Source organism: Actinomadura chokoriensis, assembly GCF_041463665.1.
Taxonomy (GTDB): Bacteria; Actinomycetota; Actinomycetes; order Streptosporangiales; family Streptosporangiaceae; genus Spirillospora; species Spirillospora chokoriensis_A.
In genome coordinates, this window is record NZ_JAXCEJ010000001.1 from 45,282 (window position 1) to 71,799 (window position 26,518).

The following is a 26,518-nucleotide window of genomic DNA, read 5'->3' on the forward strand; positions in this document are numbered from 1 at the left end:
CCTGCCGTGCCCGCCTCCCGGACGCGCCCACGGCGAAAAAGTAGAACAGATTCTAGTCTGTGTCCAGGGATCCGACCGGCCCCGTTCGCGGGCCGGTTAGCCTGGCGCGGCAGGTCGAACGAGCGAACCGGGAAGCGCCTTCCCGAGGCCGCCATCGGCCGATCAAATAACACGTTCTCGCAAGGGCTGTAGGCTTGGGGGGACGCGCCGGGCGACCGAGCCCGCACAGAAGGGACGACGACCGTGACCGCAGAGCCGACAGTGACCGGGGACGAGACCCGGGGTCAGCCGGCGGGACAGGCGGCAGGCCCGGTGGCAGGGCAGGGCGCGCGCTCCCGCAGCCAGCACCAGCGGCGCAAGCGTATCGTGCAGGCCGCCGCGGCGCTCGCGTCGCGCGGCGGCATCGAGGCGATGCAGATGCGCACCGTCTCCGAGCGGGCCGGAGTCGCGCTCGGCACGCTCTACCGCTACTTCCCGTCCAAGATGGATCTGGTCGTCGCCGTCGTCAGCGAGGAGCTCGACCTCCTCGAAGGCAGCATCGAGCGCCGTCCGCCCCGCGCCGGCTCCGCGCCCGACCGGGCCGTGGAGGTGCTGATGCGCGCAACCCGCGGGCTGATGCGCGAGCCCGAACTGGCCGAGGCGCTGATCCGCTCGCTGCTGCTGTCCGACGTCAAGACCGACTTCGGGGAGCGGATGAGCGAGCTGCTGCTGCGCACCGCGTCCGGCCCGCCCGAGGACATCTCCGCCGAGGACCCGCGCCGCCTCGTGGCCCGCGCGCTGTCCGGCATCTGGACCATGGAGATGATCGAGCTGCTGCGCGGCAACGCCACCGCCGAGGAGATCCAGTCCCGGCTGGAGATCACCGCCGCGCGCCTGCTCATCGACCCCTGACGGGCGGGGGCGTTCCCGTGTGGCGCCGGCCTCTTCCCCACTACCGTGGACCCGACACGAGCCGGGAAGAGAAGGTGTGCCAGTGACCGAGCAGGAACCGATCCTCAGCGACGGGGTCATCATCGAGTTCGTCGATGGCAAGGACGTCCCCGTCCAGCACAAGGACTTCGGTGAGCGGGCCGTCGTGATGCGCGACGCCAAGAACCCCGAGGGGCCGATCCTCTACTTCACCGAGGCCGAGTGGGACGCGTTCATCGCGGGCGTCAAGGACGGCGAGTTCGACGACCTCCTGGAAGAAGACCCCACCGAGGCTCCCTGACCCCCGCGGCGTCCCCGGCGCTCAGCCGGGGACGCGCGCGAAGCCCCGCCAGCGGGCCGCGAGTTCCCTCGCTCCGTCCGGTGTCATGTCGCCGAGCAGGCGGAGGCGGGCGATGCCGCCGTCCGGATGGATGTCGAGCCTGACGTGCGTGACCTCGGGCGACGTGAGGCGGAAGCGGTGCCTCGTGTCGGGCAGGAGGTCGGTCAGGGGCAGGACGGGCCGCCAGGCGTCCATGTCGGCGGTGCGGGCGTCGAGGCCCTGGAGCGCGGCGGCGCCGGGCGCGTTGAACTTCAGGTTGGCGGTGTCGATCTCGGCGAGCCTGATCACGCCGGGCGCCGCGAGCCTGATCACCGCCCAGTCGTGGCCGCCGGCGCGGCGGCGGGCCGTCTCCCAGCCTTCCGCCTGGTTGCGGGCCAGGCCGGGGAACAGCATGTTGTCGGGCGAGGAGTAGAACATGTCCGAGCACCGGATGACGCGGGCGCCGTTCTCCAGCGCCGCGAGGTCGACGGTCAGCCCGTCCAGCAGCCGGGGATCGGGGATCACCTCGCCGTGGACGCGGAGGCGGGCGATGCCGCCGTCCGGGAACATGTTCAGCCGGACGTGCGTGAACAGCCGCTCGGTCCGTACCTCGAAGGAGTGTGCCGCGTCGCCCTTGAGCGGGCTCTCCGGAACGATCTCCACCCAGTCGGCGCCGGAGAGGTCGGACGGGTAGCCGTCCACGGCGCACGCCTCGACGGACGCGCGGGGCGGGTAGTTGCCCTTGAACCAGGCGGTGTCGATGACGACGCCGCGGACGACGCCGGGCAGGCCGAGCCTGACCAGCGCCCAGTCGTGGCCGCCGGCGCGGCGGCGGGCCGTCTCCCAGCCGTCGTACAGCTGCCCCTTCGCCCCGAAGGTCCGCGGCGTGAACGCCGGCGCCCACGGGTTGACCAGGTTCTCCTTCTCCGCGAAGGACTCGTCGCTCGCGGCGATCACCGAGCCGCCGAGCGTGCGGACGGCCAGGTCGGGGAGAGTGGTGAAATCGGTCATCGGTCCTCCCGGTGGAGCAGCCGCCCGCCCCCGCCGCCCGGCGTCCCCCGGAGCCAGGTGGTCCGGACGGCGCCGGTCAGCGTCCGGCCCTCGTAGGGGGTGACTGGATGCCGGTGGTGCAGGGCCGCGGGGTCGACGGTCAGCGGCTCGTCGGGGTCGAAGGCGACGAGGTCGGCGTCGTTGCCGACGGCGATTGCGCCCTTCCGGGGGACGGCGGCCAGGGCGGCGGGCGCCCCGGACATCCAGCGGACGACCTCGTCCAGGCGGTGCCCGCGTTCACGCGCGGCCGTCCACACCGCGGGCAGCCCGAGCTGGAGGGACGAGACGCCACCCCACGCGGTCGCGAAGTCGCCGCGCTTCAACTCGGGCGGGCAGGGCGAGTGGTCGGTGACGACGCACGAGATCAGACCGTCCGCGAGGCCCTGCCAGAGCAGTTCGCGATTGGCGGCGTCGCGGATGGGAGGGCAGCACTTGAACGCGGTCCCGCCGGCCTCCTGTGCGGAGAGCGTCAGGTAGTGGGGGCAGGTCTCGGCGGTGACGGGCAGGCCGCCGGCCCGAGCCTCGGCGAGGACGTCCAGGCAGCCGGCGGCGGACAGGTGCAGGATGTGGGCGCGCGCGCCCGTCTCCTCCGCCAGCCGGACGACCTGCTCCACGGCCCGGCGTTCGGCGGACGGGGGCCGCGACGCGAGGAACTCCGGGTAGCCGCCGCCGGACGGCGGGCTCAGCGCGGCCGGGTCCTCGGCGTGCACGACGACCAGCCCGCCGAACGAGGCGATCTCCCGGAAGGCCGCCCGCATCTCCTCGCGCGAGAGCGGCGGGAACTCCGGCACGCCCGAGTCGGACGCGAAGCACTTGAATCCGAAGACGCCGAGGTCGTGCAGCGGGCGCAGCGACGCCAGGTTGCCGGGGACGGCGCCGCCCCAGAACCCGACGTCCACCGCGCACGCGGCCTCGGCGGCCGCGCGTTTGGCGGCCAGCGCGGCCGGATCGACGGTCGGCGGGAGCGAGTTGAGCGGCATGTCGACCAGCGTGGTGACGCCGCCGGCCGCCGCCGCGCGGGTGGCGGTGGCGAAGCCTTCCCAGTGCGTCCGGCCGGGCTCGTTGATGTGGACGTGCGTGTCCACGAGGCCGGGCAGGAGCGCCACGTCGCCGAGGTCGACCGAGGCGGCGGCCGGCGCGCCCTCCGCGTAGCCGGAGATCGCGGTGATGCGCCCGTCCCGGAGGGACACGGCGGCGGGTCGCGCGCCGTCCGGCAGCACGGCCCGACGCGACCTGATCAGGAGGTCGTCCACCCGGCCCCCTCCGGCGAGGGCCCCCGCGGCGGGCGCGTCATGGCCGGCCTTGGGCGATGTGCTCGGGGCGGACCGGGACGCGGGTGAGGGGGCGGGCGGTCGCGTCGCGGATCGCGGCGACGATGGCGGGGGTGGACGACAGCGTCGGCGGCTCGCCCGCGCCGCGGAGGCCGTACGGCGCCTCCGGGTCGGGATTTTCCAGGATGTCCAGCCGCATGGGCGGCATATCGAGGATGGTGGGGATCAGGTAGTCGGTGAACGAGGGGTTCCGGACGAGGCCGTCCGACACGAGGATCTCCTCCATCACGGCGAGGCCGAGGCCCTGCGCGGACCCGCCGTGGATCTGGCCCTCCAGCGACAGCCGGTTGATGATCTTTCCGACGTCCTGGACGGCGGCCAGCTCGACGACCTTGACGAGGCCGAGCTCCACGTCCACGTCGACGACGGCCCGGTGGACGCACAGGGCGAGCTGGGTGTGGCTGCGGCCCTGGCCGGTGACCGGGTCCATCCGGGCGGTGGGCCGGTGGTGGTACTCGCGGGTCTCCTCGATGACCTCGGCGCCGAGGACGTCCTCGATGGCGCCGAGCACGCCGTCCGCCCGCGAGACGATCTTGCCGTCGGCGACGGTCAGGCCGTCCTGTGCGTCCACCGGGCCGAACCGGCGCTCGGCGAGCGCCAGCAGTTCCGCCCGCACCGCCTCGCAGGCCGCCTTCACCGCGCCGCCCGTCATGTACGACTGGCGGGACGCGCTGGACGAGCCCGAGTCGCCGACCCCGTTGTCCGCCGGGGCGATCGTGACCTTCTGGACGCCGAGCTCCGTCCGCGCGATCTGCGCCTTGATCGTGACGAGGCCCTGCCCGACCTCGGCCGCCGCCGTGTGGACGAGCGCGGTCGCCTCGCCGCCGATGACCTCCAGCCGGACGCGGGCCGTGGACAGGTCGTCGAAGCCCTCGGAGAAGCAGATGTTCTTGATCCCGACGCCGTAGCCGACGCCGCGCACCACGCCTTCGCCGTGGGTCGTCTGCGACACCCCGCCCGGCAGGTTCCGGAGGTCGGCGCCGTCCCCACCGGCGGGCATCGGCATCGCCTCCAGCCGCGTCAGCATCTCGGCGAGCGGCGCCGGCGAGTCGATGACCTGGCCTGTCGCGAGCTTCGAGCCCCGCGAGACCGCGTTGCGGCGCCGGATCTCGACCGGGCTCAGACCGCACGCGGCGCCGAGCCGGTCCATCATCGACTCGTAGGCGAAGCATGCCTGGACGGCGCCGAAGCCACGCATCGCCCCGCAGGGCGGGTTGTTCGTGTAGACGCCGTATGCGTCGATCCTGATGTTGGGGATCTCGTATGGGCCGACGCCAAGCGAGGCCGCGTTGCCGACCACGTTCATGGTGGACGAGGTGTACGCGCCGCCGTCCAGGACGATCTCGACGTCCGCGTAGAGGAGCCGGCCCTCCGATGTGGCGCCGTACTCATACCTCATCTGGGCCGGATGGCGGTGGACGTGCCCGAAGAACGACTCGTACCGGTTGTACGACATCTTCACCGGTCTGCCGGTGTGCAGTGCGAGCATGCCGGCGTGGATCTGCATCGACAGGTCCTCGCGTCCGCCGAACGCGCCGCCGACGCCCGCGAGCGTCATGTGCACCTGGTCTCCGGTGAGGCCCAGGCAGGGCGCGATCTGCTTGAGGTCGTTGTGGATCCACTGCGTCGAGACGTACAGGTCGATGCCGCCGTCCTCGGACGGAACCGCCAGGCCGGACTCGGGCCCGAGGAACGCCTGGTCCTGGATGCCGACCTCGTACTCCCCCGAGACGGTCACGTCGGCGGCCGCCTTCGCCGCGTCCACGTCCCCGACCCGGACGGGCTGGTACCGGGTGATCCCGCCCCGTTCCTGGACCTTCAGCCGCTGCGGGTCGGCGATGACGGCGCGCGGGTCGGTGATCGGCTCCAGCACCTCGTACTCGACGGCGATCCGCTCCATGGCCCGCCGCGCCGTCTCCGGATGGTCGGCGGCGACCAGCGCGACCGGCTCGCCCTGGTGCCGGACCTGGTCGATCGCGAGGACGGGCTGGTCGTCGGTTCCGTCGATGCCGAACGTCGTGCGGCCGGGCACGTCCTCGTGGGTGAGGACGGCCCGGACGCCGGGCAGCGCGAGCGCCGGGCCGATGTCGACCGACCTGATCAGCGCCCGGGGGTGCGGGCTGCGGAGCGTCGCGCCCCACAGCATCCCGTCCATCCAGAGGTCGGACGCGAACGCGAACTCGCCCGCGACCTTCAGCGTGCCGTCCGGCCGGAGCGGGCTCTCCCCGACCCCGCCGGCGCCGTGCGCGGCGACATGCGCGGCGACAGGGCCGGGACTCCTCACCGGGGACGCCATCAGAGCACCTCCTCCGCGAGCCGCATGAGCCGGCGGTGGGCGGCGGCGCCGCGCCGTCCGGCCTCGTCCTGCGGGACGGTCACGAGGGTGTCGCCGTCCACGACGGTGCGTCCGCCGACGAGCAGGCGCCGCAGCGGCGGCACCGGGCCGAACGCGAACGCGACGACCGGATCGTCGACGGCCGCCTGGAAGCCGTCCATCCGCCACAGCGCGATGTCGGCGAGCTTGCCGGGTTCGAGGGAGCCGATCTCGTCCTCGCGGCCGAGGCAGCGGGCGCCGCCGAGCGTCGCCATCTCCAGGGCCTGGCGGGCGGTCAGCGAGGAGGGGCCGTAGCGGGCGCGCTGCATGCAGAGGGCCTGCCGCACCTCCCCGGCGAGCGGGACGAGTTCCGCCGACGCCGGGCCGTCCACGCCGAGCCCGACCGCCGCGCCCTCCGCCAGCAGGTGCGACACGCGGGCGACGCCGGCGCCGAGCCGCGCGTTCGAACTCGGGCAGTGCGCCGTGCCGGTCCGGGTCTCGGCGAGCCGCTTGACGTCGGTGTCGTGCAGGTGGACGCAGTGCGCGAGCCACACGTCGGGGCCGAGCCAGCCGATCGAGTCCATGTACTCGGCCGGGGTGACGCCGAACTGCTCCCGCGTGTGCTCCTCCTCGTCCAGCGTCTCGGCGAGGTGGGTGTGCAGGCGGACGCCCCGGTCGCGCGCCAGCCGCGCCGACTCGACCAGCAGCTCGCGGGTGACGGAGAACGGCGAGCACGGCGCGACGGCGACGCGCAGCATGGAGCCGGGCGACGGGTCGTGGTACCGGTCGATCGCGGCGTCGGTCTCGGCGAGGATCGTGTCGAGGTCCTCGACGACCTCGTCCGGCGGCAGCCCGCCCTGCGACTCGCCCCGGTCCATCGACCCCCGGCACGGGTGGAAGCGGACGCCGACCTCCCGCGCCGCCTCGATCTCCGCCGCGAACAGGTCGCCGCGTCCCTTCGGGAACAGGTAGTGGTGGTCGGTGGACGTGGTGCAGCCCGACTTGGCGAGCCATGCGAGACCCGCGGTCGCCGCGCCCGAGACCACCTCGGCGTCCATCTTCGACCAGGGCTTGTAGAGGGTGGTCAGCCACTCGAAGAGCGTGCCTTCGGTGGCCATGCCCTGGCTCGCCCACTGGTAGAGGTGGTGATGGGTGTTGACCAGGCCGGGGGTGGCGAGGCAGCCCCGGGCGTCGACGCGCTCGGGGTCGGTGCCGGGGGCCCTTCCGGGGCCGACGGCGGTGATGCGGTCGCCGTCGACCACGATGTGGCCGTCCGGGTACTCGTCCCCGGAGACGGTGACGACGTGCGCGTTCTCGATGATCATGCGGTGGCCTTCCGCCGCGCGGCGAGGCGCACCGCGTCCAGGATCTTCTCGTAGCCGGTGCAGCGGCACAGGTTCCCGGCGAGCGCCTCGCGGATCTCGGCGTCGGTCGGCGCCGGGTTCCGCGCGAGCAGGTCGTGCGACTGGACGATCAGGCCGGGCGTGCAGAACCCGCACTGGACGGCGCCCGCCTCCACGAACGCCTCCTGGACGGGGTCGAGCCGCTCGTCCCCCGGCGACCCCTCCGCCAGGCCCTCGACGGTGACGACCTCCCGCCCCTGCGCCTGCCCGGCCGCGACCAGGCACGCGCACACCGGCACGCCGTCCAGGTAGACCGTGCAGGAGCCGCATTCGCCCTGCTCGCAGGCGTTCTTGGAGCCGGGGAGGCCCATCCGCTCGCGCAGCATGAACAGGAGGCTCTCGCCCTCCCACACGTCGTCGACGGCCTCCGCGGACCCGTTGACGGTGACGTTCACGCGCATCAGGAGACCTCCCTTCCCGCGGTTCCCGCTCTGTAGTCGTCCCAGGCCCAGGTCAGCGTGCGGCGCGCCATCACCGAGAGCGCGTGGCCGCGGTAGTCGCCCGTCCCCCGGACGTCGTCGATCGGGGACGCGGCCTCCCGCACCAGCTCCCCGAAGCGCCGCTTCGCGGACTCGGCGAGCGCGGCACGGCCCTCCCAGTCCAGTTCCTGCGCGATGAACGCCTCCGCCTCGGCGGCGCGGCGCGGGGTCGGCGCGGCGGAGCCGAGGCCCGTGCCGACCCGGCACTCCCCGGGGTGGAGGGCCAGCGCGAACGAGCAGACGGCGATCACCATGGCGTTCCTGGTGCCGACCTTGGAGAAGTACTGGGGGCCGGACGCGGGGGCCGTCCAGAACGCGCGGATCAGCTCGTCCGGCGCCAGCGCGTTCCGCTTCACGCCGGTGAAGAAGCGGGCGGCCGGGATCATCCGGACGCCGCGCGCCGCCGACTCGACCTCGACGACCGCGTCCCCGGCCAGCAGCGGCGGATGGGCGTCACCGGCGGGCGACGCGGCGCCGAGGTTCCCGCCGACCGTGCCCCGGTTGCGGATCTGCGGCGACCCGACCGTCCGGGACGCCTGCGCGAGGCCGGGCAGGCGCCCGCCCAGCTCGGTGATCAGGCGCGCGTAGGGGACGCCGGCGCCGACGCGGAGGCGTCCGTCCACCATGTCCCATTCCGCCAGGGCGCGGACCCCGGTCAGGTCGAGCAGCGCCTCGGGCCGGTCCAGGTCGAAGTTGATCTCGACCATGACGTCGGTGCCCCCGTGGACGGGCCGGGCGGCCGGCTGCCCCGCCTTGGCGGCGAGGGCGTCCTCCCAGGTCAGCGGTCGCAGGAAGTCCATGTCTCCAGGGTTCCTCAGTTCCAGGCGGACGGTGCGTCGGGCGCGTCGTCGGTCAGGACCGTGCCCTCGATGAGCCCGTACGGGCGGTCGGCTGCGAAGTAGACCTCGTTGTCGTTCTTCATGCCGAACGGCTTCAGATCGACCAGGAAGTGATGCTTGTTGGGCATCGACAGCCTGACCTCGCAGATCTCGTCCTGCTCGGCCAGGACGCGGCGCCCCATCTGGAACAGCGTCTGCTGGAGGGACAGGCTGTGCGTCCCGGCGAACGCCTTGAGCAGGGCATCGCGGGCGGCGCGGTACGACTCGTCCCATGCCGCTTCCGTGCTCCTGTGCCTCCATCGGGCGGTCACGGCCGTCGCGAGGACGCGGTCGTCTGTCGGTTCCAGGGTCGTGTACTCGTCCTGCGCGAACCCGTGGAACTCGCTTCCGGTCGAGTTGAGGACGACGAGGTCGGTGAGGCCCGACACGACCGTCTCGGATCCGGCGTCGGCATGGACGAGCGCCGTCCTGACCTCGCCGCCGTCCCGGACGAACGAGTGCCCGCCCGTGATCCGGCTCCACCCGTACTCGTGGATCTCGACGCGCGCGTGGGTGATCGCCGGCTGCGACGCGACGAAATGGCGTGCGAGCAGCAGGCCGAAGTCCTCGATCGCGTCGATGCCGTGCCTCTTGGCGAACGCGAACACCGTGTTCTTCTGGCTGTCGGTCGGCAGGACCGCCGCGTTGTCGCCGGTCAGATGCACCGCGTCCATCGCGCCGGAGAGGGAGACGCCGACGCTCACGTCCTTGAGCCGGTGGACGTCGCCGTCCCTGGTCACGCGGACGACACGGGTCTCCGCCTTCCCGTAGCGGTTGGGTCCGAGCACGATGGCCATCGGCGCTAGCTCCCCCGGTAGGTCGAGTACGCGAACGGGCTGATCAGCAGCGGGACGTGGTAGTGCCGTCCGGGGTCGTCGATCGTGAACGCCACCGTGACCTCGGGATAGAAGTCGGAGAGCCCGGCGGTGTCGAACGTGAGCCGGTGCACGCCCTCTCCGGGGTCCGCGGACCACTCCCTGATCCGGCCGTCGGCGTCGGTGCGGGCCTCGGCGAGCGTCGTCCAGCCGTCCCCGTCCCCGTCCCCGTCTTCGTGCCGCCGGTCGAGGCGGACGGCCACGTCCGCCGCCGGCAGCCCCTTCGCCGCGTCCAGCACGTGCGTCGACAGGCTCATGCGCTCTCCCTCGCCAGCTTGACCAGCCGCAGATCGACGATCGCGGCCAGTTCCCTCCGGACGACCTCCCGTTCGGTCTCGACGTCATTCCCCAACCGGCGCCGGAGATCCGCGAGGATCTCCAGAGCCGACCTGCCCGACGCGCAGATCAGGAACACATGCCCGAAACGCTCCTCGTAGGCGCGGTTCCCCTCGACGAGCGCGTCCCTCAGCCCCCGCTCCGCTCCCGTCATCCCGGACTGCTCGCTTCGCGACCAGCCGGCCTCCCGCGCCTCGCCCGCCGCCCGCTCCCCGATGCGCGGGTGGGCCGCGAGCGCCTCCTCGACGTCGGGCCAGTCCAGCTCGTCCAGGACGCGCTTCGAGACCTCGCGCAGTTCGGCGAGATCCCGGTCTTCCGCGACATGCCGGTGCCCCGCGGCAGCCCGGTGCCCGGCGACCGCCGCGGCCCACCGGCGGGACGCGCAGCACGCCATCAGATCCGCCTCGCTCAGCTCCACGTCTGCCAGTACACACAGCCGCCCGCGACGGGTCGAGGCACAGGACGTCCGAACTGTGGCCCGCGCCGGGCACGCCGTTTTGTAGCTTTCTCCGTATGAGGTTGCGCTTCCTGCTCGCCCTGCCGGAACTGCGGCTGGAGGTCGTCACCGGATCGGACGAGCTGGACCGCACGATCCGGTGGGTGGTCACCACCGACCTCCTGGATCCGGGCCGCTACCTGCGCGGCCGCGAACTCGTCCTCACCGGGCTCGTCTGGCGGACCCGCCCCGCCGACTCCGAGACGTTCGTGCGGGCGCTCACCGAGGCGGGCGTCTCGGGGCTGGCCGCCTGGGACCTCGCGCTCGGCGCCATCCCGGACGACCTCGTCGACGCCTGCCGGCGGCACCGGCTACCGCTGTTCAAGGTCCCGGAGGACGTGGCGTTCGCGACCGTCACCGAGGAGGTCGTCCGGCACCTGTCCGGGGCGCGGGCCGCCGACCTCGCCGCCGTCCTGGACCGGCACCGCCGCCTCGTCGAGGGCACCGGCCTCGGCGCCGTCGTCGACCTCGTCGGGCACTGCCACGTCCTCACCCCGACCGGCCGCGTCGTCGCCGGCCCGGCCCCGGCCGACCCCGCCGCCCTCGCCGCGGCCTTCCTCACCGCGCCCAGGCTGCCGCACCACGTCCCCGCCCTGGACGCGTCCCTCTTCCCGGTCGCCGCCGGAACGCCGCGCGTCGCGGACTGGTTCATCGCCTTCGAGGGCGACTTCACCGACTGGCCCGCCGAACGCCGCACCCTCACCGCCGAGCTCGCCGCGATCGTCGCGCTCGAACGAGCCCGGCTGGACGTCCCCGCCGACGTTGCCGTCGTCACCGGAGGGGACGTGTCCCGGCTGGCCGACGTCCGCCATGTCGCCGTCGCCGCCTCCGGCCGGGGAGGGCTGCGCCCCGCCGAGCTGCGCGCCCTCCTCGCCGAGATCTTCACCGCCGCGCACCCGGCGGTCGGCGTGCTGGACGAGGAGGCCGTCGCACTCGTCCCCGCGGGGGACCGGGACATCGCCGCGGCGCTCCAGAGCGCTCTGGACTTCCTCGCCCCCGGCCTCGCCGGCGACGGCATCGCGGCCGGCGTCAGCGACGCGGCCCCGCCGTCCGGCCTGCGCGCCGCGATCGAGGAGGCCCGCCACGCCCGCCGCCTCGCCGCCGCCCGCCCGGCCCCCACGTGCGTCGTCCGCCATGACGAACTGGCGACCCACGTCCTGCTGCTGGCCAGCGTGCCGGACGACGTCCGCCGGATGTTCGGGGAGCGCCTCCTGGACCCGCTGCGCGACTACGACAGGTCCCATGGCGCCGACCTCGTCCGCACCCTGGAGACGTTCCTGCGGCACTCCGGCTCATGGACGCGCTGCGCCGAACAGCTGCACCTGCACGTCAACTCCGTCCGCTACCGCATCCGGCGCATCGAGGACCTGACCGGCCGCGACCTCTCCAGCCTGGAAGACCGGGTCGACTTCTTCCTGGCCCTCCGCCTCGGCTGAGCCCGGTCGCCACGCAGCGGTAGCGCGGTTCACGGCGAGTCATTGGATAGTCAAGATATCCAATAGTGATCGCACGATAGCTTTCCGTGCATGGTCACCGCCAAGCACGAATCCCCCATACAGATCATCCGCGACGCCCCGGAGGTCGTCGTCCAGTTGCTCAGGACGGGCTTCGGCGTCGACGTCCCGGACGAGGTGACGATCAGGTCGACCAGCGAGGCGTGCACGCAACTGGCCCCCACCGCCTACGTCGCCGACAACGTCGTGGAGATCTGCGAGGCGGCCTCCCCGGAGCCGACGATCGGGGTCGTCGCCGAAACACAGCTCGCAAAGGATCCCGCCAAGCGCGGCACCTGGCCGGTCTACCTGACCACGCTGCACGCCAGAGTCAAGTGCCCGTGCTACCTGCTGGTCATCTGCCCGGTGCGCTCAGTGGCCGAATGGGCACGGAAACCGATCCGAATCGGGCATCCGGGCTTCACGCTCACACCGTACGTGGTCGGCCCCGGCATGGAGCCGCTCGTCACCAGCACCGACGAGGCCGCACAGGCGCCCGAACTGACCGTCCTGGCGACGCTCGCCAACGTCATGCCCGCCGACAAGGCGAGCCTGGAGATCACCTACGCCGCACTGGCGACCATTGAGAACAAGGATGAGAAAACCGGCCGCCTGTACACTGACATGGTGATGGCCGTGCTCTCGAAAGCCGCTCAGAGCATCCTGGAGGAGTACGTGACCACCGGTACCGCCGACTACGAGTTCAAGAGCGAGCCCTTCCTGCGCACCCGCGCCGAGGGAAGGGCCGAGGGGGAGGCGGAGTCCCTGCTGCTGGTTCTCGACGGGCGGGGACTGGTGGTGTCCGATGCGGCACGAGAGCGGATCATGGCCTGCCGGGACGAGTCGGTTCTCCGCGCCTGGCTGCGGCGGGCGGGCACGATCGGGTCGACGGACGAACTGTTCCGGTGATCCCGCCTCCGCCGGCCGCGCTTCCCCGTCCCGGTTGAGCCGCACACGGCATCGAACCTGCGGCCTCTCCCGCTTGGAAGACCGGGGCGGCTTGTTCCCGGCCCTCCGCCTCGCCTGACGCGGGGGTCAGGAGGTGTGGCGGGAGAGGGGCGCGGTACGCGGAACGCATCGCAGCGTCCCGCCCGGCCGGACTACGGGGTTTCGTCGGGGGCCATGGCCTGCAGCGCTTCGGTGATGTTCGCTTCGGCGGCGGCCTTGTCGATGCCGGCGCCGGAGAGGATGCCGGTGCCGTTCTCGAGCTCCAGGAGGGCGAGCAGGATGTGCTCGGTGCCGATGTAGTTGTGGCCGAGGCGGAGGGCCTCGCGGAAGGTCAGTTCGAGGGCCTTCTTGGCGCCCTGGTCGAAGGGGATGAGCGCCGGGAGGTCGGCGGACTCCGACGGCAGCGCGGCGGTGGCGGCCTGGCGGACGGTGTCGAGCAGGACGTCCTGCCCGGTGATGGCCTTGGCCGCGAGCGCCTCGGGTTCGGAGAGCAGGCCGAGGACGAGGTGGGCGGGGGTGATCTCGGCGCTGCCGGCGGCGCGGGCCTCGTTCTGCGACGCGATGACGACGTTGCGGGCGCGGGTGGTGAACCGGGAGAAGCCCTCGGACGGGTCGAGGTCGGGGGACGCGCCCTTCGCGACGAAGCGCTTCTGCGCGGCCTGCTTGCTGACGCCCATGCTCTTGCCGATGTCGGTCCAGGACGCGCCGGAGCGCCGCGCCTGGTCGACGAAGTGGCCGATGAGGTGGTCGGCGACCTCGCCGAGGTGCTCGGCGGCGATCACCGCGCTGCTGAGCTGTTCGAGGGTGTCGGTGTGGACCTTCTTGATCGCGTTGATCAGGTCGTCCAGCCGGACCTGGGCGTTGGACTGCGCGGGTTCGCTCATGCGTCAACCATAGGTTGACGATCGATGATCGTCAACCCAAGGTTGACGATTACCAGCCGGCGGCGCCCGCGAAGGACGTCGGGCGCGGGTCGTAGCCGAGGACCTGCCTGGCGGCGGTGATGTCGAGCGTGCGCTCCAGGGCCAGATGGCCGATCGCGTAGCGGGTGATGCGCGGGGGTTGGGGACGGCGGGCCAGGAGGTACGCGCCTTCGGCCAGGGTCGCGAGGGGGCGGGCGATCCGGGTGGGGACGTAGAGCGGTCTCGCCTTGATGCCGCGTTCGCGGAGGATGTCGCGGAAGGCGTCGTCGATCGTGACCGGCGACGCGTCGGCGATGTTGAAGACGCCCGAGGTCACCGGGCCGGTCGCGGCCAGGAGGCAGGCTTGGACGAGGTTGCCGATCGAGGTGAGGCTGATGCGCTGGCGGCCGGTTCCCACGGCGGGCAGGAGGGGGCCGCGCACCGCCGACAGGACGCGCGGCAGCAGCGTCGTGTCGCCGGGGCCGTAGACCGCGTGGGGGCGCAGGATGACCGCGCCGTGGTCGAGCGCGAGGCGTTCCGCGGCGGCCTTCGAGGCGCCGTAGGCGTTCATGTAGCGGGACACCGGCGCCTCGTCCTCGCTCACCATGATGCTCGGACCGTACGGGTCGTACACGCTGGCCGTGCTGACGTGCACGAACCGCGCGCCGGGGAAGGTCGTGAGGGCGCTGCGGGTGCCGGTGAGGTTGGCGGCGAAGAGTGCGGGGGCCGGTCCCCAGTCGGTGACGCTGCCCGCGCAGTGGACGACCGCGTCCACGTGGGGGGCGTCCTTAAGCGGGCCGTGGGTCAGGTCCCATGAGCGATACGTCGCGTTGCCCAGGCGAGCTTGCGGGACGGTCGGTCGACGGCCGAACGCATAAGTCGTCATGCCCCAGGCTGTGAGGGCCCGGCAGACCGCGCCGCCCACGAAGCCTGATGCGCCGGTCACCGCGATCCTCATTGCGCCACCAGGACGCGAAGCCGGTCGCGGTCGAGTTTGCGAGTCCGGCCTGAGCGCGGCAGTTCGTCCAAGACGACGATGCGATCGGGCAACGCGTCGTGGTCGATGACGTCCGGGAGGGACCGCTGGAGTTGGACGCGTAGGCGGGGTGGGCCCACTACGGCCAGCACGACTTCCTCGTCCCCTGTCTGCGGGTCCGGGACGCCCACTATGGCGGCTTCGACTACGTCGGGGAGGGCCGCGATCGACGGTTCGTAGAGGCCGGGGTAGAGGTTGAACTTGCCTCGGATCAGCATGTCCTTCTTGCGCCCTATGAGGACGAGGCGCCCTTCGTCCATGCGGGCCAGGTCGCCGGTCGGGAGTTCGGTGATGGGGTCCGCGCCCAGGTAGCCGCGGCACAGGTTCGGGCCGGACAACAGGAGTTCGCCGTCCTCCGCTAGGCGCGCGCCAACACCGGGCAGTGGCGCGCCCAAGAGGTCCCCCTCCCCCTGGGCCACGCCCGATTCCGCGTGGGCGAGTTTCTCCTGAGCCGATGCGATCGCCACGGGCAGGATCTCCGTCATCGCGTACACGGACAGGACCTCGGCGGACGGCGCCGCAGCCATCGCCCTCCGCAGGATCGGCGCGGGCGCGGGCGCGGCACCGAGCAGGACGTACCGGACGGACGGCGGTATTTCCGGAACGACATCCAGGATCTCGGCCAGGTGGACGGGGACGCAGAACGTGTGCGTCGCACCCCGTTCTCGCATCAGCCGGGCGAAGCCGGCGGGCGGGCAGAACAGCGGCGGCATCGACCAGCGGGCGCCCGCGATCAGTGTCGGCAGGCCGAGCATGAGCTGGTCGGTGTGCACCACGTCGCCGGGGCCGAGGGGCAGCCGGGACCGGAACAGCTCGAGCGCGGCCGCCAGAGATCCCTGCGTGTGGACGACCGCCCGCGGGCTCGCGGTCGTCCCCGAGGTGAAGATCACCGCGGCGGGCGCGCCCGGATCGGTGTCCCGGCCGGGCTCGGGGGCGTCCCCGCGGATCAGGCGGGCGAACGACAGCGCGCCGCGCGGCACGCCCGGCAGCCGGCGGCCGACGTGGATGTGCCGCATCGGGCCCTCGCCCGGGATCTGGAGGTCGGCGAGGTTGGGCAGGAGCAGCCCGCGCCGCCGCGCGTAGGCCCGGACGGGACGCAGCCGGCTGCCCGCGTACAGCACCGACTCCGCCGCCGACCAGCGAGGGCGCGCGAGCCGCAGCCGCGCGGTGAACATCTCCGGCCCGGCCCCCGGGTCGGCGAAGACGACCACTCCCCCGGCCGCGACCACGCCCAGCGCCAGGACGAGCGACTCCGGCGACGGCCGTACCGAGAACAGCACCCCGTCCCCCGGGGCGAGTCCGGCCGACAGCAGCCCGTGCCGGACGGCCAGCACCCGCCGCCGCAGCTCGACGTACGTCAGTTCCGCACCGGCCCCGGAGACCAGGGCGACCGACTCGGGCGTGCGGGCGGCCTGGTCGAGCAACTGCCGGACCAGTGTCACGCCGATCCCTCCTCTGAGCAGGCGGCCGCGGCGGGCCCGGGGTGGACGTGCACACCCCGGCGGCGCGGGGCCTCGCTCGTCTTCATGTCCCCGCTCGTCGTCATGTCCCCGCTCGTCGTCATGTCCCCATGCGTCGTCATGTGCCCGCCCGCTCTGCCCGGACGGCGAGGTACCGGTACGTCGGGATCAGCACGCCGCGCGCCGCCGACCGGCGGCTGATCACGAGTGGCCCGGCGGCCAGCAGCGCCCGGACGACCAGGCGGATCTGGGCCATGGCGAGCGGGTAGCCGATGCAGAAGTGCGGTCCGGCGCCGAACCACAGGCGGCGCGGCTCGGACGGCCGCGGGCGGTCGAGGTCGAACGGGCCGTAGGCGCGGCAGCAGTTGTGCGTGGCGATCAGCACCCGGTCGCCGGGGCGGATCGCGACGCCCCCGACCGTGGCGGGACGGTGCACGCTGCGCAGCATCACCGGTGTCGGCGTCGTCACCCGCATGGCCTCCTCGATGGCGCGGTCGAGCAAAGAGAAGTCGTGCAGAGAGGAATCGTGCAGGGAGAGATCGTGCAGGGAGAGATCGTGCGCGACGCGGCGCAGCTGCCCGTGATCGGCGAGGAGGGCGATCAGCCGGGGCACCAGCGTCGCGACGGTCTCGGTGCCGGTCAGGAAGAACGCGCCGGCCGCGCCGCGCGCCTCGTCCTCGGACAGGCCGAGCGCCCGCATGCGTCCCATGACCGTCGACTCGTCCCCGGCCAGGTACGCCTTCGCGGCGATGTCGCCGAGCGGGTCGAGCACGCCGTGGGCGCGCCGCACCTGGGACGGGGACAACCGGCGCGTCCGCAGCGACACCATCGAGACGATCCGCTCGCCCTGCTCGAAGAGGTCCCGGTAGGCCGCCTCGCTCCCGCCCTCCAGGCCGATGACCTCCCCGATCACCGTGCCGGCCATGACGCGGGCGGCGTCCACCAGGTCGACGGTCGCGCCGCGGCCGAGGCTGTCGGCCAGCCGTGCCAGCGGTTCGGCCAGCACGCGTGCGCACAGCGAGGCGGTGTAGGACGGGGCGAACAGGTCGGTGAGGCGGCGGCGGAGCGCCCGGTGCGCGTCACCCTCCATGTTGAGCAGGACGGACGGGCCGAGCACCGGCGTCCACAGGTCGCCGGGCGAGCCGGGACCGTCCTTGCGGAAGGTCTCGCCGTCCATCAGGATCCCGCGCGCCAGGGAGGCGTCGTTCACGACCACGCCGACGCCGGGCACGCGGACGACCGGGCCGCGCCGGGCCACCCCGCGCAGCAGCGGGTACGCCAGCGGATGCGCGGCCAGGTAGAGCCGCTCCTCCCAGTTCACCGGATGTCCACGACGGCCGGGCGATAGCGGTGGTCGGCGTACCAGCCGAGCGTCCTGACCAGGCCGAACGCGCGCAGCCGGCGCACCGACCCGTACACGGTCACGTCCTTGCGCAGGCCGTAGGCGCCGGTGACGCGGCGGACGCGGTTGACGAGCGCGCGGTCCTCGTGGACGTCCTCGATCCGGGTGCGCGGGAAGCCGCCCGACCGCTCGTAGAGCTCCGCGGTGATGGCGACGTTGCAGCCCGGCATCATCACATAGGGGCCGAGGTAGAGCGGGTCCTGGTTGCCGGGACGGAAGCGTCCGAAGAGCGCGGCGACGTCGATGACGGCGGGCAGCAGGCGCCGCTCCCAGAACTTCAGCGGGAACTCGTCGGTGCGGGGCAGCAGCGGACCGGACACCATCTCCAGCCCGTCGCCGAACGCGCGCTTCACCGCCGCGACCCAGCCGCGGTGCGGCAGGCAGTCGGCGTCGGTGCGGGCGACGTGCGTGGCGCCGCCCCCGATCGCGTGCCGGACGCCCGTGTCGGCGGCGGCCCCCGTCCCCTTCTCCGGTTCGTGGACGATCCGGACGTCGAGCGCCGGGTGCGCGGCGGCGAACTCCTTGACGACCTGCGCCGTCCCGTCCGTGCTGCCGTTGTCGACGATGACCAGCGAGAACCCGGTGTCGGTCTGCTCGGCGAGGCGGCGCAGCGTCGCGCCGATCGACCGCTCCTCGTTGAAGGCGGGAATGACGACCCACAGGTTCATGGCTCACAGCTCCGCGAACATGACGCCGAGGCTGACGCCGCCGGCAAGGCCGATCAGGGCGATCCGGTCGCCGGGGCCGCAGCGTCCGGCGTCGCGCGCGGCGGCGATCTGGAGCGGGAGGCCGGCGGACGCGACGTTGCCGTGCTCGGGCAGCGTGACGACGAGCCGGCCGGCCGGGATGCCGAGGATCGAGCGCAGCACCTCCAGGTACGGCAGCGTCACCTGGTGGACGGCGACGACCGCGAAGTCGTCCCAGGTCAGCCCGGTCTTCTCCAGCGCGGTGGTGAAGATCTCCGGGCCGCTCGCGACGAAGGCGTCCTTGAGGCGCCGGCCGTCCCCGCTGAAGTAGGTGAACTCGGGGTCGCGGGGGTGCATCGAGCCGCCGCCGGGCAGCGTCCCGATCCGCCAGCCGCTGGAGACGGCGGCGAAGTCGCGGTAGAAGATCCCGCCGTCCGGCGCGGCCTCGACGAGCATCGCGGCGCCGCAGTCGGAGAGCGTGTAGCCGGCGAACGCGTCCACGAACTGGGCGCGGTCGCGGACGTTCCAGCGGATCGCGCGGGACGGGCTCTCCCCCGTGCAGACGAGGACGCGCTCGTGCTGGCCGGTGCGGATCAGGGCGTCCGCCACCTGCAGGCCGTTCAGGAAGCTGTTGCAGGCGTTCTTCACGTCGAAGACCGGGCAGGTCGCGCCGAGCTTGGCGGCGACGATGTGCGCGGTCGCGGGCTCGATCAGGTCCTGCGACGCCGAGCCGAAGATCAGCAGGTCGAGGGCGGCCGGCCCGGCGGCGCGCTCGGCGAGGACCCGGCGGGCGGCTGCGACGGCCAGGTCGGACGCCTGCTCGCCGTCGCGCATGACGTGCCGGACGCGGATGCCGGTCATCCGCTCGACGATCGTGGGATGCGGCCGGTACGCCGGGCTCTCGGCCGCGACGCGGGCCTCGACCTCGGCGCTGGTGACCGTCCGCTCGGGCAGGTGCGCCGCGACGGCGGTGATGCGGGCTCTCATGGACTCGGGTCCCCCGGTTCTCGTGCTCGGTGTCCGGCAAGACTCGCCGACCCCGGGCGCCTGCGGTGAGGGAGACCCTACGGAGCAGGACCGGATGTTGTACCCGGTTTGCCGCGAGTACCGCCACTCACCCGAATTGAGTAGTACAGCCTTTCCGCCCGGATTCCCAGCCCGGCACAATCACCGGATGACCAGCACGAAGACACCCGCGGGAGTCCGCGCGGCGGCACGGCACGAGGCGCGGCTGCTGTGGGCGGCCAACCCCGCCCTGTTCGCGCTCCTGGAGGCCGCGCGGCACACCGGGCCCATCGCGCGCGTCCCCCGGCTCGGCTGGGTGGTGACGGATCCCGTGCTGGCCCGGCACGTCCTCAACGACCATGTCTCCTTCGGCATGAACGGCGAGGGCGGCGTCGGCCACCTGTGGACGCAGCTGTTCGGGGACGAGATGGCGCAGTTCTTCGGCGGCGCGCGGCACGCGGAGATCCGTACCCGGGCCCGCGACCTGTTCACCGAGGACGCCGCGCGGGTCCTCGTGGAGCGTTCCCAGGGCCCCTCCCACGCCGCGCTGGCCCGCCGGCTCGCCGCGGGCGGGACCGTGGACGTCGCCGACGCCGCCCGTGTCCTCGCCGGGCGGACGGTCGCCGACCTGCTCGGCCTGCCCGCCGGACAGGCCGCCGGGCGGGCCGCCGGCGACTACCGCCGGCTGTTCGCGGCCGGGGAGCGGCTCGCCCGGCTGGCGCTCGGCACCACCGCGTCCACCGACCTCGACCCGGCGGTCCTCGCGCGGGCCCGCGACATCGTGGCCGAGATCACCGCCGGCGTCCCGGACGCCTACCGGACGGCCGGGCCGGACACGCTCCTCGGCCGCTGCCGGGAACTGGGCCTCGGCCTCCCGCTGGCCCGCGGCCTCGCGACCCTGCTGGTCATCGCCGGGACGGAGACGGGCGCGTCGGGGACCGTCCGCACGGTGGCGCTGCTGCACGACACCGGCAGGCAGAGGGCGCTGCTGGACGACCCGTCCCTCATGGACAACGCGGTGCGCGAGGGCCTGCGCGTCGCCACCCCGGCCCCGGTGATCGGACGGCACGTGAACCGGGACGCGACCGTCGGCGGGCGGCGGCTCCGCGCGGGCGAGCGGGTCCTGCTGCTGACGTACCGGGCGACGAACGGCGCCGGGCCGTTCGACGTCCACCGCGAGTACGTCCCGGAGACGCGGCAGCTGTGGTTCGGCGGGGGCCGCCACCTGTGCCTGGGCGCGGCCGTCGCGCGCACGCAGGTGGCGCGGACGCTGGCGACGCTGCTGTCGGGCTGCCGCCCCTACCGGGTGGTCTCGCGGCGGGTGGCGCGCGGAGTGCTCGTCCCGGCGTACGCGGAGCTGCGGGTGAGGCTCGCCTAGACCTCGGGGATCTCCGACGGCGGCGCCTTGGGCACGGGGGCCGTCGGGGCGGGGGCCGACGGGGTGGGAGCGGGCTTCGGGGAGTAGGTGGTCGTCGGGCTGACCGGGCGCCGCGGCTCCGCGTCGCGAGGCGCGGAGTTCCACCACCAGAGACCGAACGAGATCGCGAACAGCACCAGCACGCCGCCGATCAGCTGGACCACCGCCCTGCGATGGCTCGGCTCGCGACGGCCGGGGCGGCGCCGGAACCGGCGCCCGCCGGAGGGCCGCGCGGCCCTCCGGGCCCGGCGCCGCTCGGTGCGGCTCGGCGGGCGGGCGCGTTCGCGCGCGGACGGCTCGCGGAACGCGGCGCTCCTGACGAATTCCTCGTCGAACACGGGCTCGTCGAAATCTGCGGCCATGGGGCTCTCCGGCGCGGGGGAGGTCGTGATCCCAGGCTAGTCCACGATCCCGGGTCCCACACGCGGGGAATTTCTAGAACGCGTTCTAGTTGAACCTCCGGGGCCGGGTGAGGAAGCTCACCGGACGGCCTCTTGCTGTCGATCACGGCATGTGCAAGAGGAGACTCCGCCCGCACGACATCAAAGCAAGCAAGGACATGACCTCCGATACCCATCAATCGCGTGATTGAGACGCCAGATTAGACTTGAGTCTCATTTGCTCTTGAAGTTGCGGTGAAACCGGTTCTACGGTGGGTGGTAAGCGCCGTCATATCGGGAGGAATCGCACATGAGCCCCACCGTTTCGGAGACCGCCGCCGTTCCCGCCGGGTTCGACTTCGCCAGCCCCGACCTGATGGCCGAGCGCGTCCCGCTCGCCGAGTTCGCGCTGCTGCGCCGCACCGGCGCGCCCTGGTGGAACGAGCAGCCGCGCGGCCGCACCGGGTTCGACGACGACGGCTTCTGGGTGATCAGCAAGCACGCGCACATCAAGGAGATCTCCCGCGACCACGAGCAGTGGTCGTCCAACGCCAACGGCGCCCTGATCCGGTTCAACGAGACGTTCACCGCCGAGGAACTGGCCGTCCAGCGGGACAACCTGCTGCTGCACATGGACCCCCCGCAGCACAGCAAGCTGCGGGGGATCGTGTCCCGCGGGTTCACCCCGCGCGTGATCAACGCCCTGCACGACGCGCTCCAGGACCGCGCGGAGCGCATCGTCGCCGAGGCGCGCCGCCGCGGCGGCGAGGGCGACTTCGTCTCCGAGGTCGCGGCCGAGCTGCCGCTGCAGGCGATCGCCGAGCTCATCGGCATCCCGCAGGAGGACCGGCGCCGGGTGTTCGACTGGTCCAACAAGATGCTCGGCTACGACGACCCCGAGTACAACGACGACCCGGCCTGCGCCGCCGCGGAGATCATCGGCTACTCGATGGGGCTGGCCGAGAAGCGCCGCGGCTGCCCCGCCGACGACATCGTCACCAAGCTCATCCACGCCGACGTGGGCGGGCACGCCCTGACCGACGACGAGTTCGGCTACTTCATGATCAAGCTCGCCGTGGCCGGCAACGAGACCACCCGCAACGCGATCACGCACGGGATGATCGCGTTCATGGACAACCCCGACCAGTGGGAGCTGTTCAAGGCCGAGCGTCCCGAGACGATGGCGGACGAGGTGGTCCGGTGGTCGACGCCGGTCACCGCGTTCCAGCGGACGGCCGTCCGCGACACCGAGCTGGGCGGCGTCGAGATCAAGGCCGGCGACCGCGTGGCGATGTACTACAGCTCCGCCAACTTCGACGAGGACGTCTTCGCCGACCCGATGACGTTCGACATCACCCGCTCGCCCAACCCGCACCTCGGGTTCGGCGGCACCGGCGCGCACTACTGCATCGGCGCGAACCTGGCCCGGCTGGAGATGGGGCTCATGTTCAAGGCGATCGCCGACCAGATGCCGAACATCACCCGGGTGGGCGAGCCGCGCCGGCTCCGCTCCTCCTGGCTGAACGGCATCAAGGAGCTGCGCGTCAGGTACTGACCGCGCGCACGCGGGCCGCGGCCGGCGTGCTATCCCTCTCAGCGGGACCCGGGATGGCCCTGGAAAGTTAGAACACGTTACATTAAAAGGTGAATCGTGTTCTAGAAGGAGACCACATGGGTACCCCGGTGATCGTCGAGGCAGTGCGCACGCCGCTCGGGAAGCGCAACGGATGGCTCGCCGGCATGAAGCCGATGGCCGTCCTCGCGCACGCGCTGAACGCGCTGGTCGAGCGGTCCGGCATCGACGCCGCCGAGGTGGAGCAGGTCTTCGCGGGCTGCGTCACCCAGGCGGGCGAGCAGGGCGGGCACATCGGCCGCTACTCCTGGCTGTACGCCGGCCTGCCGTGGCAGGCCGGCGTCACCACGCTGGACGCGCAGTGCGGCTCCTCGCAGCAGGGCGTCCACCTCGCCGCGTCGCAGATCGCCGCCGGCGTCGTGGACGTCGCCATCGGCTGCGGCGTCGAGGTGATGAGCCGCGCGCCGCTCGGCACCAACGTCATGCCCGCGAACCCGCGCCCGGACGACTGGTCGATCGACATGCCGAACCAGTTCGAGGCCGCCGAGCGGATCGCCGCCCGGCGCGGCATCACCCGCGCCGACCTGGACGCGTTCGGCGCCCGCTCGCAGCAGCTCGCCGCCAAGGCGTGGGCGGACGGCCGCTTCGACCGCGAGGTCGCGCCCGTCACCGCGCCGGTCATGGACGCCGAGGGCAACCCGACCGGGGAGACCCGCGAGGTCACCCGCGACCAGGGCCTGCGCGAGACCACCGCCGACGGCCTCGCGAACCTCAAGCCCGTCATGCCGGACGCGCTGCACACCGCGGGGACCTCGTCGCAGATCTCCGACGGCGCCGCGGCCGTCCTGCTGATGTCGGAGGAGAAGGCCAAGGCCCTCGGCCTGCGGCCGCGCGCCCGGATCAGGACGCAGGCCCTCGTCGGCGGCGAGCCGTACTACCACCTGGACGGCCCGGTGCAGGCGACCGAGCGCGTGCTCCAGCGCTCCGGGATGACGATGAACGACATCGACATCACCGAGATCAACGAGGCGTTCGCGTCGATCGTCCTGTCCTGGGCGTCGGTCCACAAGCCGGACATGGACACGGTCAACGTCAACGGCGGCGCCATCGCCATCGGCCACCCGGTCGGCGCCACCGGCGCCCGCCTCATCACGACCGCCCTGCACGAGCTGGAGCGCCGCGACGGCGGGACGGCCCTCATCACCATGTGCGCGGGCGGCGCCCTCTCCACGGCCTCCGTGCTCGAGCGAATCTGATCCGACACTCCGCCCCGGCTACCGTGGCCGGGGCGGACCCATGCTTTGCAGGCGCGAAAGGCGGTCTCGGTGCAGCCGGAACCTGAGGACCTCGGCGGCGGGTTGTGGAGCGTTCCCGTCCCCATCCCGGACAACCCGCTCGCGTACACCCTCGTGTACGCGGTGGAGAGCCCGAAGGGGCCCGTGCTGATCGACGCGGGCTGGCAGCACGAGGACGCGTGGGCCTCCCTCCGCGACGGCCTCGGCACGTTCGGGATCGACGTGTCGGACGTCCACGGCGTGGTCGTCACGCACTTCCACCCCGACCACTCGGGGCTCGCCGGGCGCGTCCGTGAGACGTCCGGGGCCTGGATCGCCATGCACCACGCGGACGCCGACGTCGTCCGCCGTTTCCACGCCGTCGGCCAGGGCGGGCGCCGCGAGTTCGAGCTGACCGCCCTGCGCCGCGCCGGCGCCGCCGACTCCGAGCTGACCGGGCCGAGCCGGCAGACGCCGGTGTCCCCGCCGGCGCTGCCCGACCTCGAGCTGTCCGACGGCGACCTGCTCGACGTCCCGGGCCGCCGGCTCCGCGCCATCTGGACGCCCGGCCACTCCCCCGGCCACATCTGCCTGCACCTGGAGGACGGCGACCGCATCTTCACCGGCGACCACGTCCTGCCGCGCATCACCCCGCACATCGGGCTCTACCCGTACGACACCCCCGACATCGACCCGCTGAGCGACTTCCTCGGCTCGCTCGACAAGGTGTCGGCCATGACGGTGGGCGAGGTCCTCCCCGCGCACCAGTACCGCTTCAACGGCCTCTCGGACCGCGCCCAGGAGATCATCGGCCACCACGAGGAACGCTTCGCCGAGGTGACGGCCCTCCTGTCGTCCACGCCCGTCACCCTCTGGGACCTCACGGCCGGCCTCAGCTGGCGGCACGCGTGGGCCGACATGCCCCAGCAGGCCCGCCGGATGGCCGCCGCCGAGGCCGCCGCCCACCTGCGCACCCTGGAGACCCGGGGGATCGTCCGCCGCGACGGCACGGACGACCCGTTGCGCTACGTCCTGCGTTAGCCGCGCGTCGGCCGCGCGTTCAGCCGCGCGTTCAGCCGCGGAGAGCGTGCCCCCGCCGTACCAACCGGTGGGACGGTGCCCGCAGGGCCTTGATGAGACTCCAGTCTCATGTTAGAACGTGTTCTAGGTCTGCGGCCAAGCAAGCGCTCAGTCGAGCGTCTGGCTCCGTCCCGGCACGAAGGATCCTCCATGGCACTCGCGACGTCCACCGCCTCCGCTTCCCGGCCCTTCCGCGCCCCCGAGATCGACATCATCGATCCGGGGGCGTACGAGCGCGGCGGCATCCCGCACCGGCAGTTCCAGTGGCTGCGGGACAACGATCCGGTGCACTGGCACCAGGACCCGAACGAGGGCGTCCCGGGGTTCTGGGCGGTGACGCGGCACGCGGACGTGGTCTCGGTGTCGCGGCGCGCGGACCCCTACTCCTCGCACGAGCGGTCGGCGATGTTCGAGGAGTTCTCGGACGAGGACATCGCCATGTACGGGCAGATGATGCTGTTCCAGGACCCGCCGGACCACACCCGGCTGCGGTCCATGGTGAACAAGGGCTTCACCCCGCGGATGATCGGCCGGCTCGAGGACCACATCCGCAAGATCTGCAACGAGCTGATCGACGAGGCCGCGCCGCTCGGCGAGTGCGACTTCGTGGAGAGGTTCGCCGCGCCGCTGCCGCTGTACACGATCTGCGAGCTGCTCGGCGCCCCGCTGGAGGACCGGGAGAAGATCTTCCACTGGTCGAACAAGCTGGTCGCCTTCAACGACCCCGAGTTCGTCGAGGGGCGCGAGGAGTCGACGCTGTGCGCCGCCGAGTTCGCCGAGTGGGGCGGGCAGCTGGCCGCGGCGCGCGAGTCCACGCCGCGCGACGACATCGTGACCAAGCTGCTCACCCCCGACGCCGACGGCTCCAGGATCTCCCTGGAGGAGTTCCAGCTCTTCGTGATCATGCTGTCGATCGCCGGGAACGAGACCACCCGGACGGCCACCGCCGGCGGCATGCTGGCCTTCTTCGAGCGGCCCGACCAGTGGGAGCGGCTGCGCGCCGACCGGAGCCTGCTGCCGACGGCGGTCGAGGAGATCGTCCGCTGGGTGAGCCCGCTCAACCAGTTCCGCCGGACGGCCCTCGTCGACACCGAGCTCGGCGGCAAGGAGATCAAGGCCGGGGACAAGGTCGTGCTGTTCTACGGGTCGGCCAACCGGGACGAGCGGGTGTTCGAGAACCCGTTCACGTTCGACGTGGGACGCGACCCGAACCCGCACATCGGGTTCGGCGGCGGCGGCCCGCACTACTGCCTCGGCACGCACCTCGCGCGGATGAACCTGCGGATCATCTTCGACACGATCCTGGACCGGATGCCCGACATCCGGCTGGCCGGGGAGCCGCGCCGGCTCCGCTCCAACTTCGTCAACGGCTACAAGGAGATCCCGGTGAGCTTCACACCGTCGGCCCCCCTGGGAGGCTGACGGCGCCCGTCACCCCGGGACGAGGAGGTTCGAGGCGATGAGCACCCCCG

The 26,518-nt window shown here is 72.8% G+C and carries 25 protein-coding genes; 9 read left to right on the forward strand and 16 right to left on the reverse strand.

Annotated features, from left to right (window positions below):
* The first annotated feature begins 243 nt into the window (after positions 1-243).
* Together SM418_RS00230 and SM418_RS00235 are read left to right on the forward strand one after the other, a co-directional pair.
* Positions 244-891, forward strand: coding sequence for a TetR family transcriptional regulator (locus SM418_RS00230; protein WP_371938954.1), 648 nt, complete (start codon positions 244-246; stop codon positions 889-891).
* Positions 892-973: 82 nt separating this feature from the next.
* Entirely contained in the window at positions 974-1,210 is a 237-nt protein-coding gene (locus SM418_RS00235) for a DUF397 domain-containing protein (protein ID WP_371938953.1), read from the forward strand.
* A 21-nt stretch (positions 1,211-1,231) separates the two neighbouring features.
* On the opposite strand, the gene alc is transcribed toward SM418_RS00235, so the two are convergent.
* Genes alc through uraD form a run of 9 tightly spaced genes read right to left on the reverse strand, consistent with a single transcriptional unit; the run spans position 1,232 to position 10,312 of the window.
* Complete coding sequence (alc, locus tag SM418_RS00240) at positions 1,232-2,239, reverse strand: allantoicase (protein ID WP_371938952.1); 1,008 nt, start codon at positions 2,237-2,239, stop codon at positions 1,232-1,234.
* The gene (allB, locus tag SM418_RS00245) at positions 2,236-3,531 is read right to left on the reverse strand and encodes an allantoinase AllB (protein WP_371938951.1); all 1,296 of its coding nucleotides are present in this window, start codon (positions 3,529-3,531) and stop codon (positions 2,236-2,238) included. Before allB ends, alc begins: the two co-directional genes overlap by 4 nt.
* A gap of 37 nt (positions 3,532-3,568) precedes the next feature.
* Complete coding sequence (locus SM418_RS00250) at positions 3,569-5,905, reverse strand: molybdopterin cofactor-binding domain-containing protein (protein ID WP_371938950.1); 2,337 nt, start codon at positions 5,903-5,905, stop codon at positions 3,569-3,571.
* Positions 5,905-7,248, reverse strand: coding sequence for an 8-oxoguanine deaminase (locus SM418_RS00255; RefSeq protein WP_371938949.1), 1,344 nt, complete (start codon positions 7,246-7,248; stop codon positions 5,905-5,907). The genes SM418_RS00250 and SM418_RS00255 overlap by 1 nt, the downstream gene beginning before the upstream one ends.
* Positions 7,245-7,727 (reverse strand): (2Fe-2S)-binding protein, encoded by a 483-nt coding sequence (locus SM418_RS00260; protein WP_371938948.1) that lies wholly within the window; start codon positions 7,725-7,727, stop codon positions 7,245-7,247. Before SM418_RS00260 ends, SM418_RS00255 begins: the two co-directional genes overlap by 4 nt.
* A complete protein-coding gene (locus SM418_RS00265) occupies positions 7,727-8,605 on the reverse strand; it encodes an FAD binding domain-containing protein (RefSeq protein WP_371938947.1) in 879 nt (292 codons plus the stop codon). Before SM418_RS00265 ends, SM418_RS00260 begins: the two co-directional genes overlap by 1 nt.
* A 14-nt stretch (positions 8,606-8,619) precedes the next feature.
* Positions 8,620-9,480, reverse strand: a complete 861-nt coding sequence (gene pucL / locus SM418_RS00270) for a factor-independent urate hydroxylase (RefSeq protein ID WP_371938946.1) — start codon at positions 9,478-9,480, stop codon at positions 8,620-8,622.
* 5 nt (positions 9,481-9,485) lie between these two features.
* Positions 9,486-9,815 carry a hydroxyisourate hydrolase gene (gene uraH, locus SM418_RS00275; RefSeq protein WP_371938945.1) on the reverse strand — a complete coding sequence of 110 codons (330 nt, stop codon included), beginning with the start codon at positions 9,813-9,815 and terminating at the stop codon, positions 9,486-9,488.
* Complete coding sequence (uraD, locus tag SM418_RS00280; RefSeq protein ID WP_371938944.1) at positions 9,812-10,312, reverse strand: 2-oxo-4-hydroxy-4-carboxy-5-ureidoimidazoline decarboxylase; 501 nt, start codon at positions 10,310-10,312, stop codon at positions 9,812-9,814. Before uraD ends, uraH begins: the two co-directional genes overlap by 4 nt.
* Positions 10,313-10,407: 95 nt before the next feature.
* Here uraD and SM418_RS00285 point away from each other — a divergent pair, with 95 nt between their 5' ends.
* Entirely contained in the window at positions 10,408-11,826 is a 1,419-nt protein-coding gene (locus tag SM418_RS00285) for a PucR family transcriptional regulator (RefSeq protein WP_371938943.1), read from the forward strand.
* 90 nt (positions 11,827-11,916) lie between these two features.
* Positions 11,917-12,792 carry a hypothetical protein gene (locus SM418_RS00290; RefSeq protein ID WP_371938942.1) on the forward strand — a complete coding sequence of 292 codons (876 nt, stop codon included), beginning with the start codon at positions 11,917-11,919 and terminating at the stop codon, positions 12,790-12,792.
* Positions 12,793-12,983: 191 nt separating this feature from the next.
* Here SM418_RS00290 and SM418_RS00295 read toward each other — a convergent pair whose 3' ends face one another.
* From SM418_RS00295 to SM418_RS00320, 6 genes are all read right to left on the reverse strand, one after another.
* Complete coding sequence (locus SM418_RS00295; protein WP_371938941.1) at positions 12,984-13,715, reverse strand: Clp protease N-terminal domain-containing protein; 732 nt, start codon at positions 13,713-13,715, stop codon at positions 12,984-12,986.
* 49 nt (positions 13,716-13,764) lie between these two features.
* The gene (locus SM418_RS00300) at positions 13,765-14,679 is read right to left on the reverse strand and encodes an NAD-dependent epimerase/dehydratase family protein (protein WP_371938940.1); all 915 of its coding nucleotides are present in this window, start codon (positions 14,677-14,679) and stop codon (positions 13,765-13,767) included.
* 8 nt (positions 14,680-14,687) lie between these two features.
* Entirely contained in the window at positions 14,688-16,211 is a 1,524-nt protein-coding gene (locus SM418_RS00305; RefSeq protein WP_371938939.1) for a class I adenylate-forming enzyme family protein, read from the reverse strand.
* Between the two features lie 136 nt (positions 16,212-16,347).
* Entirely contained in the window at positions 16,348-17,550 is a 1,203-nt protein-coding gene (locus tag SM418_RS00310; RefSeq protein ID WP_371938938.1) for a cytochrome P450, read from the reverse strand.
* Complete coding sequence (locus tag SM418_RS00315) at positions 17,547-18,299, reverse strand: glycosyltransferase family 2 protein (protein ID WP_371938937.1); 753 nt, start codon at positions 18,297-18,299, stop codon at positions 17,547-17,549. Before SM418_RS00315 ends, SM418_RS00310 begins: the two co-directional genes overlap by 4 nt.
* Positions 18,300-18,302: 3 nt before the next feature.
* Positions 18,303-19,304, reverse strand: a complete 1,002-nt coding sequence (locus SM418_RS00320) for a 3-oxoacyl-ACP synthase III family protein (RefSeq protein ID WP_371938936.1) — start codon at positions 19,302-19,304, stop codon at positions 18,303-18,305.
* 187 nt (positions 19,305-19,491) lie between these two features.
* Here SM418_RS00320 and SM418_RS00325 point away from each other — a divergent pair, with 187 nt between their 5' ends.
* Positions 19,492-20,700, forward strand: coding sequence for a cytochrome P450 (locus SM418_RS00325; RefSeq protein WP_371938935.1), 1,209 nt, complete (start codon positions 19,492-19,494; stop codon positions 20,698-20,700).
* Here the strand turns inward: SM418_RS00325 and SM418_RS00330 are convergent.
* Complete coding sequence (locus tag SM418_RS00330; RefSeq protein WP_371938934.1) at positions 20,697-21,101, reverse strand: SCO2583/SCO2584 N-terminal domain-containing protein; 405 nt, start codon at positions 21,099-21,101, stop codon at positions 20,697-20,699. The two genes, SM418_RS00325 and SM418_RS00330, sit on opposite strands and share 4 nt — an antisense overlap.
* 328 nt (positions 21,102-21,429) lie before the next feature.
* Here SM418_RS00330 and SM418_RS00335 point away from each other — a divergent pair, with 328 nt between their 5' ends.
* The 4 genes from SM418_RS00335 to SM418_RS00350 all read left to right on the forward strand — a co-directional run bounded on the left by SM418_RS00335 (position 21,430) and on the right by SM418_RS00350 (position 26,468).
* Positions 21,430-22,674, forward strand: coding sequence for a cytochrome P450 (locus tag SM418_RS00335; protein WP_371938933.1), 1,245 nt, complete (start codon positions 21,430-21,432; stop codon positions 22,672-22,674).
* Positions 22,675-22,790: 116 nt separating this feature from the next.
* Positions 22,791-23,948: a steroid 3-ketoacyl-CoA thiolase gene (locus tag SM418_RS00340; RefSeq protein ID WP_371938932.1), complete on the forward strand. Its 1,158-nt coding sequence runs from the start codon at positions 22,791-22,793 to the stop codon at positions 23,946-23,948.
* 69 nt (positions 23,949-24,017) lie between these two features.
* Positions 24,018-25,007 (forward strand): MBL fold metallo-hydrolase, encoded by a 990-nt coding sequence (locus tag SM418_RS00345; RefSeq protein WP_371938931.1) that lies wholly within the window; start codon positions 24,018-24,020, stop codon positions 25,005-25,007.
* A gap of 189 nt (positions 25,008-25,196) precedes the next feature.
* Positions 25,197-26,468 carry a cytochrome P450 gene (locus SM418_RS00350; RefSeq protein WP_371938930.1) on the forward strand — a complete coding sequence of 424 codons (1,272 nt, stop codon included), beginning with the start codon at positions 25,197-25,199 and terminating at the stop codon, positions 26,466-26,468.
* Positions 26,469-26,518: the final 50 nt, after the last annotated feature.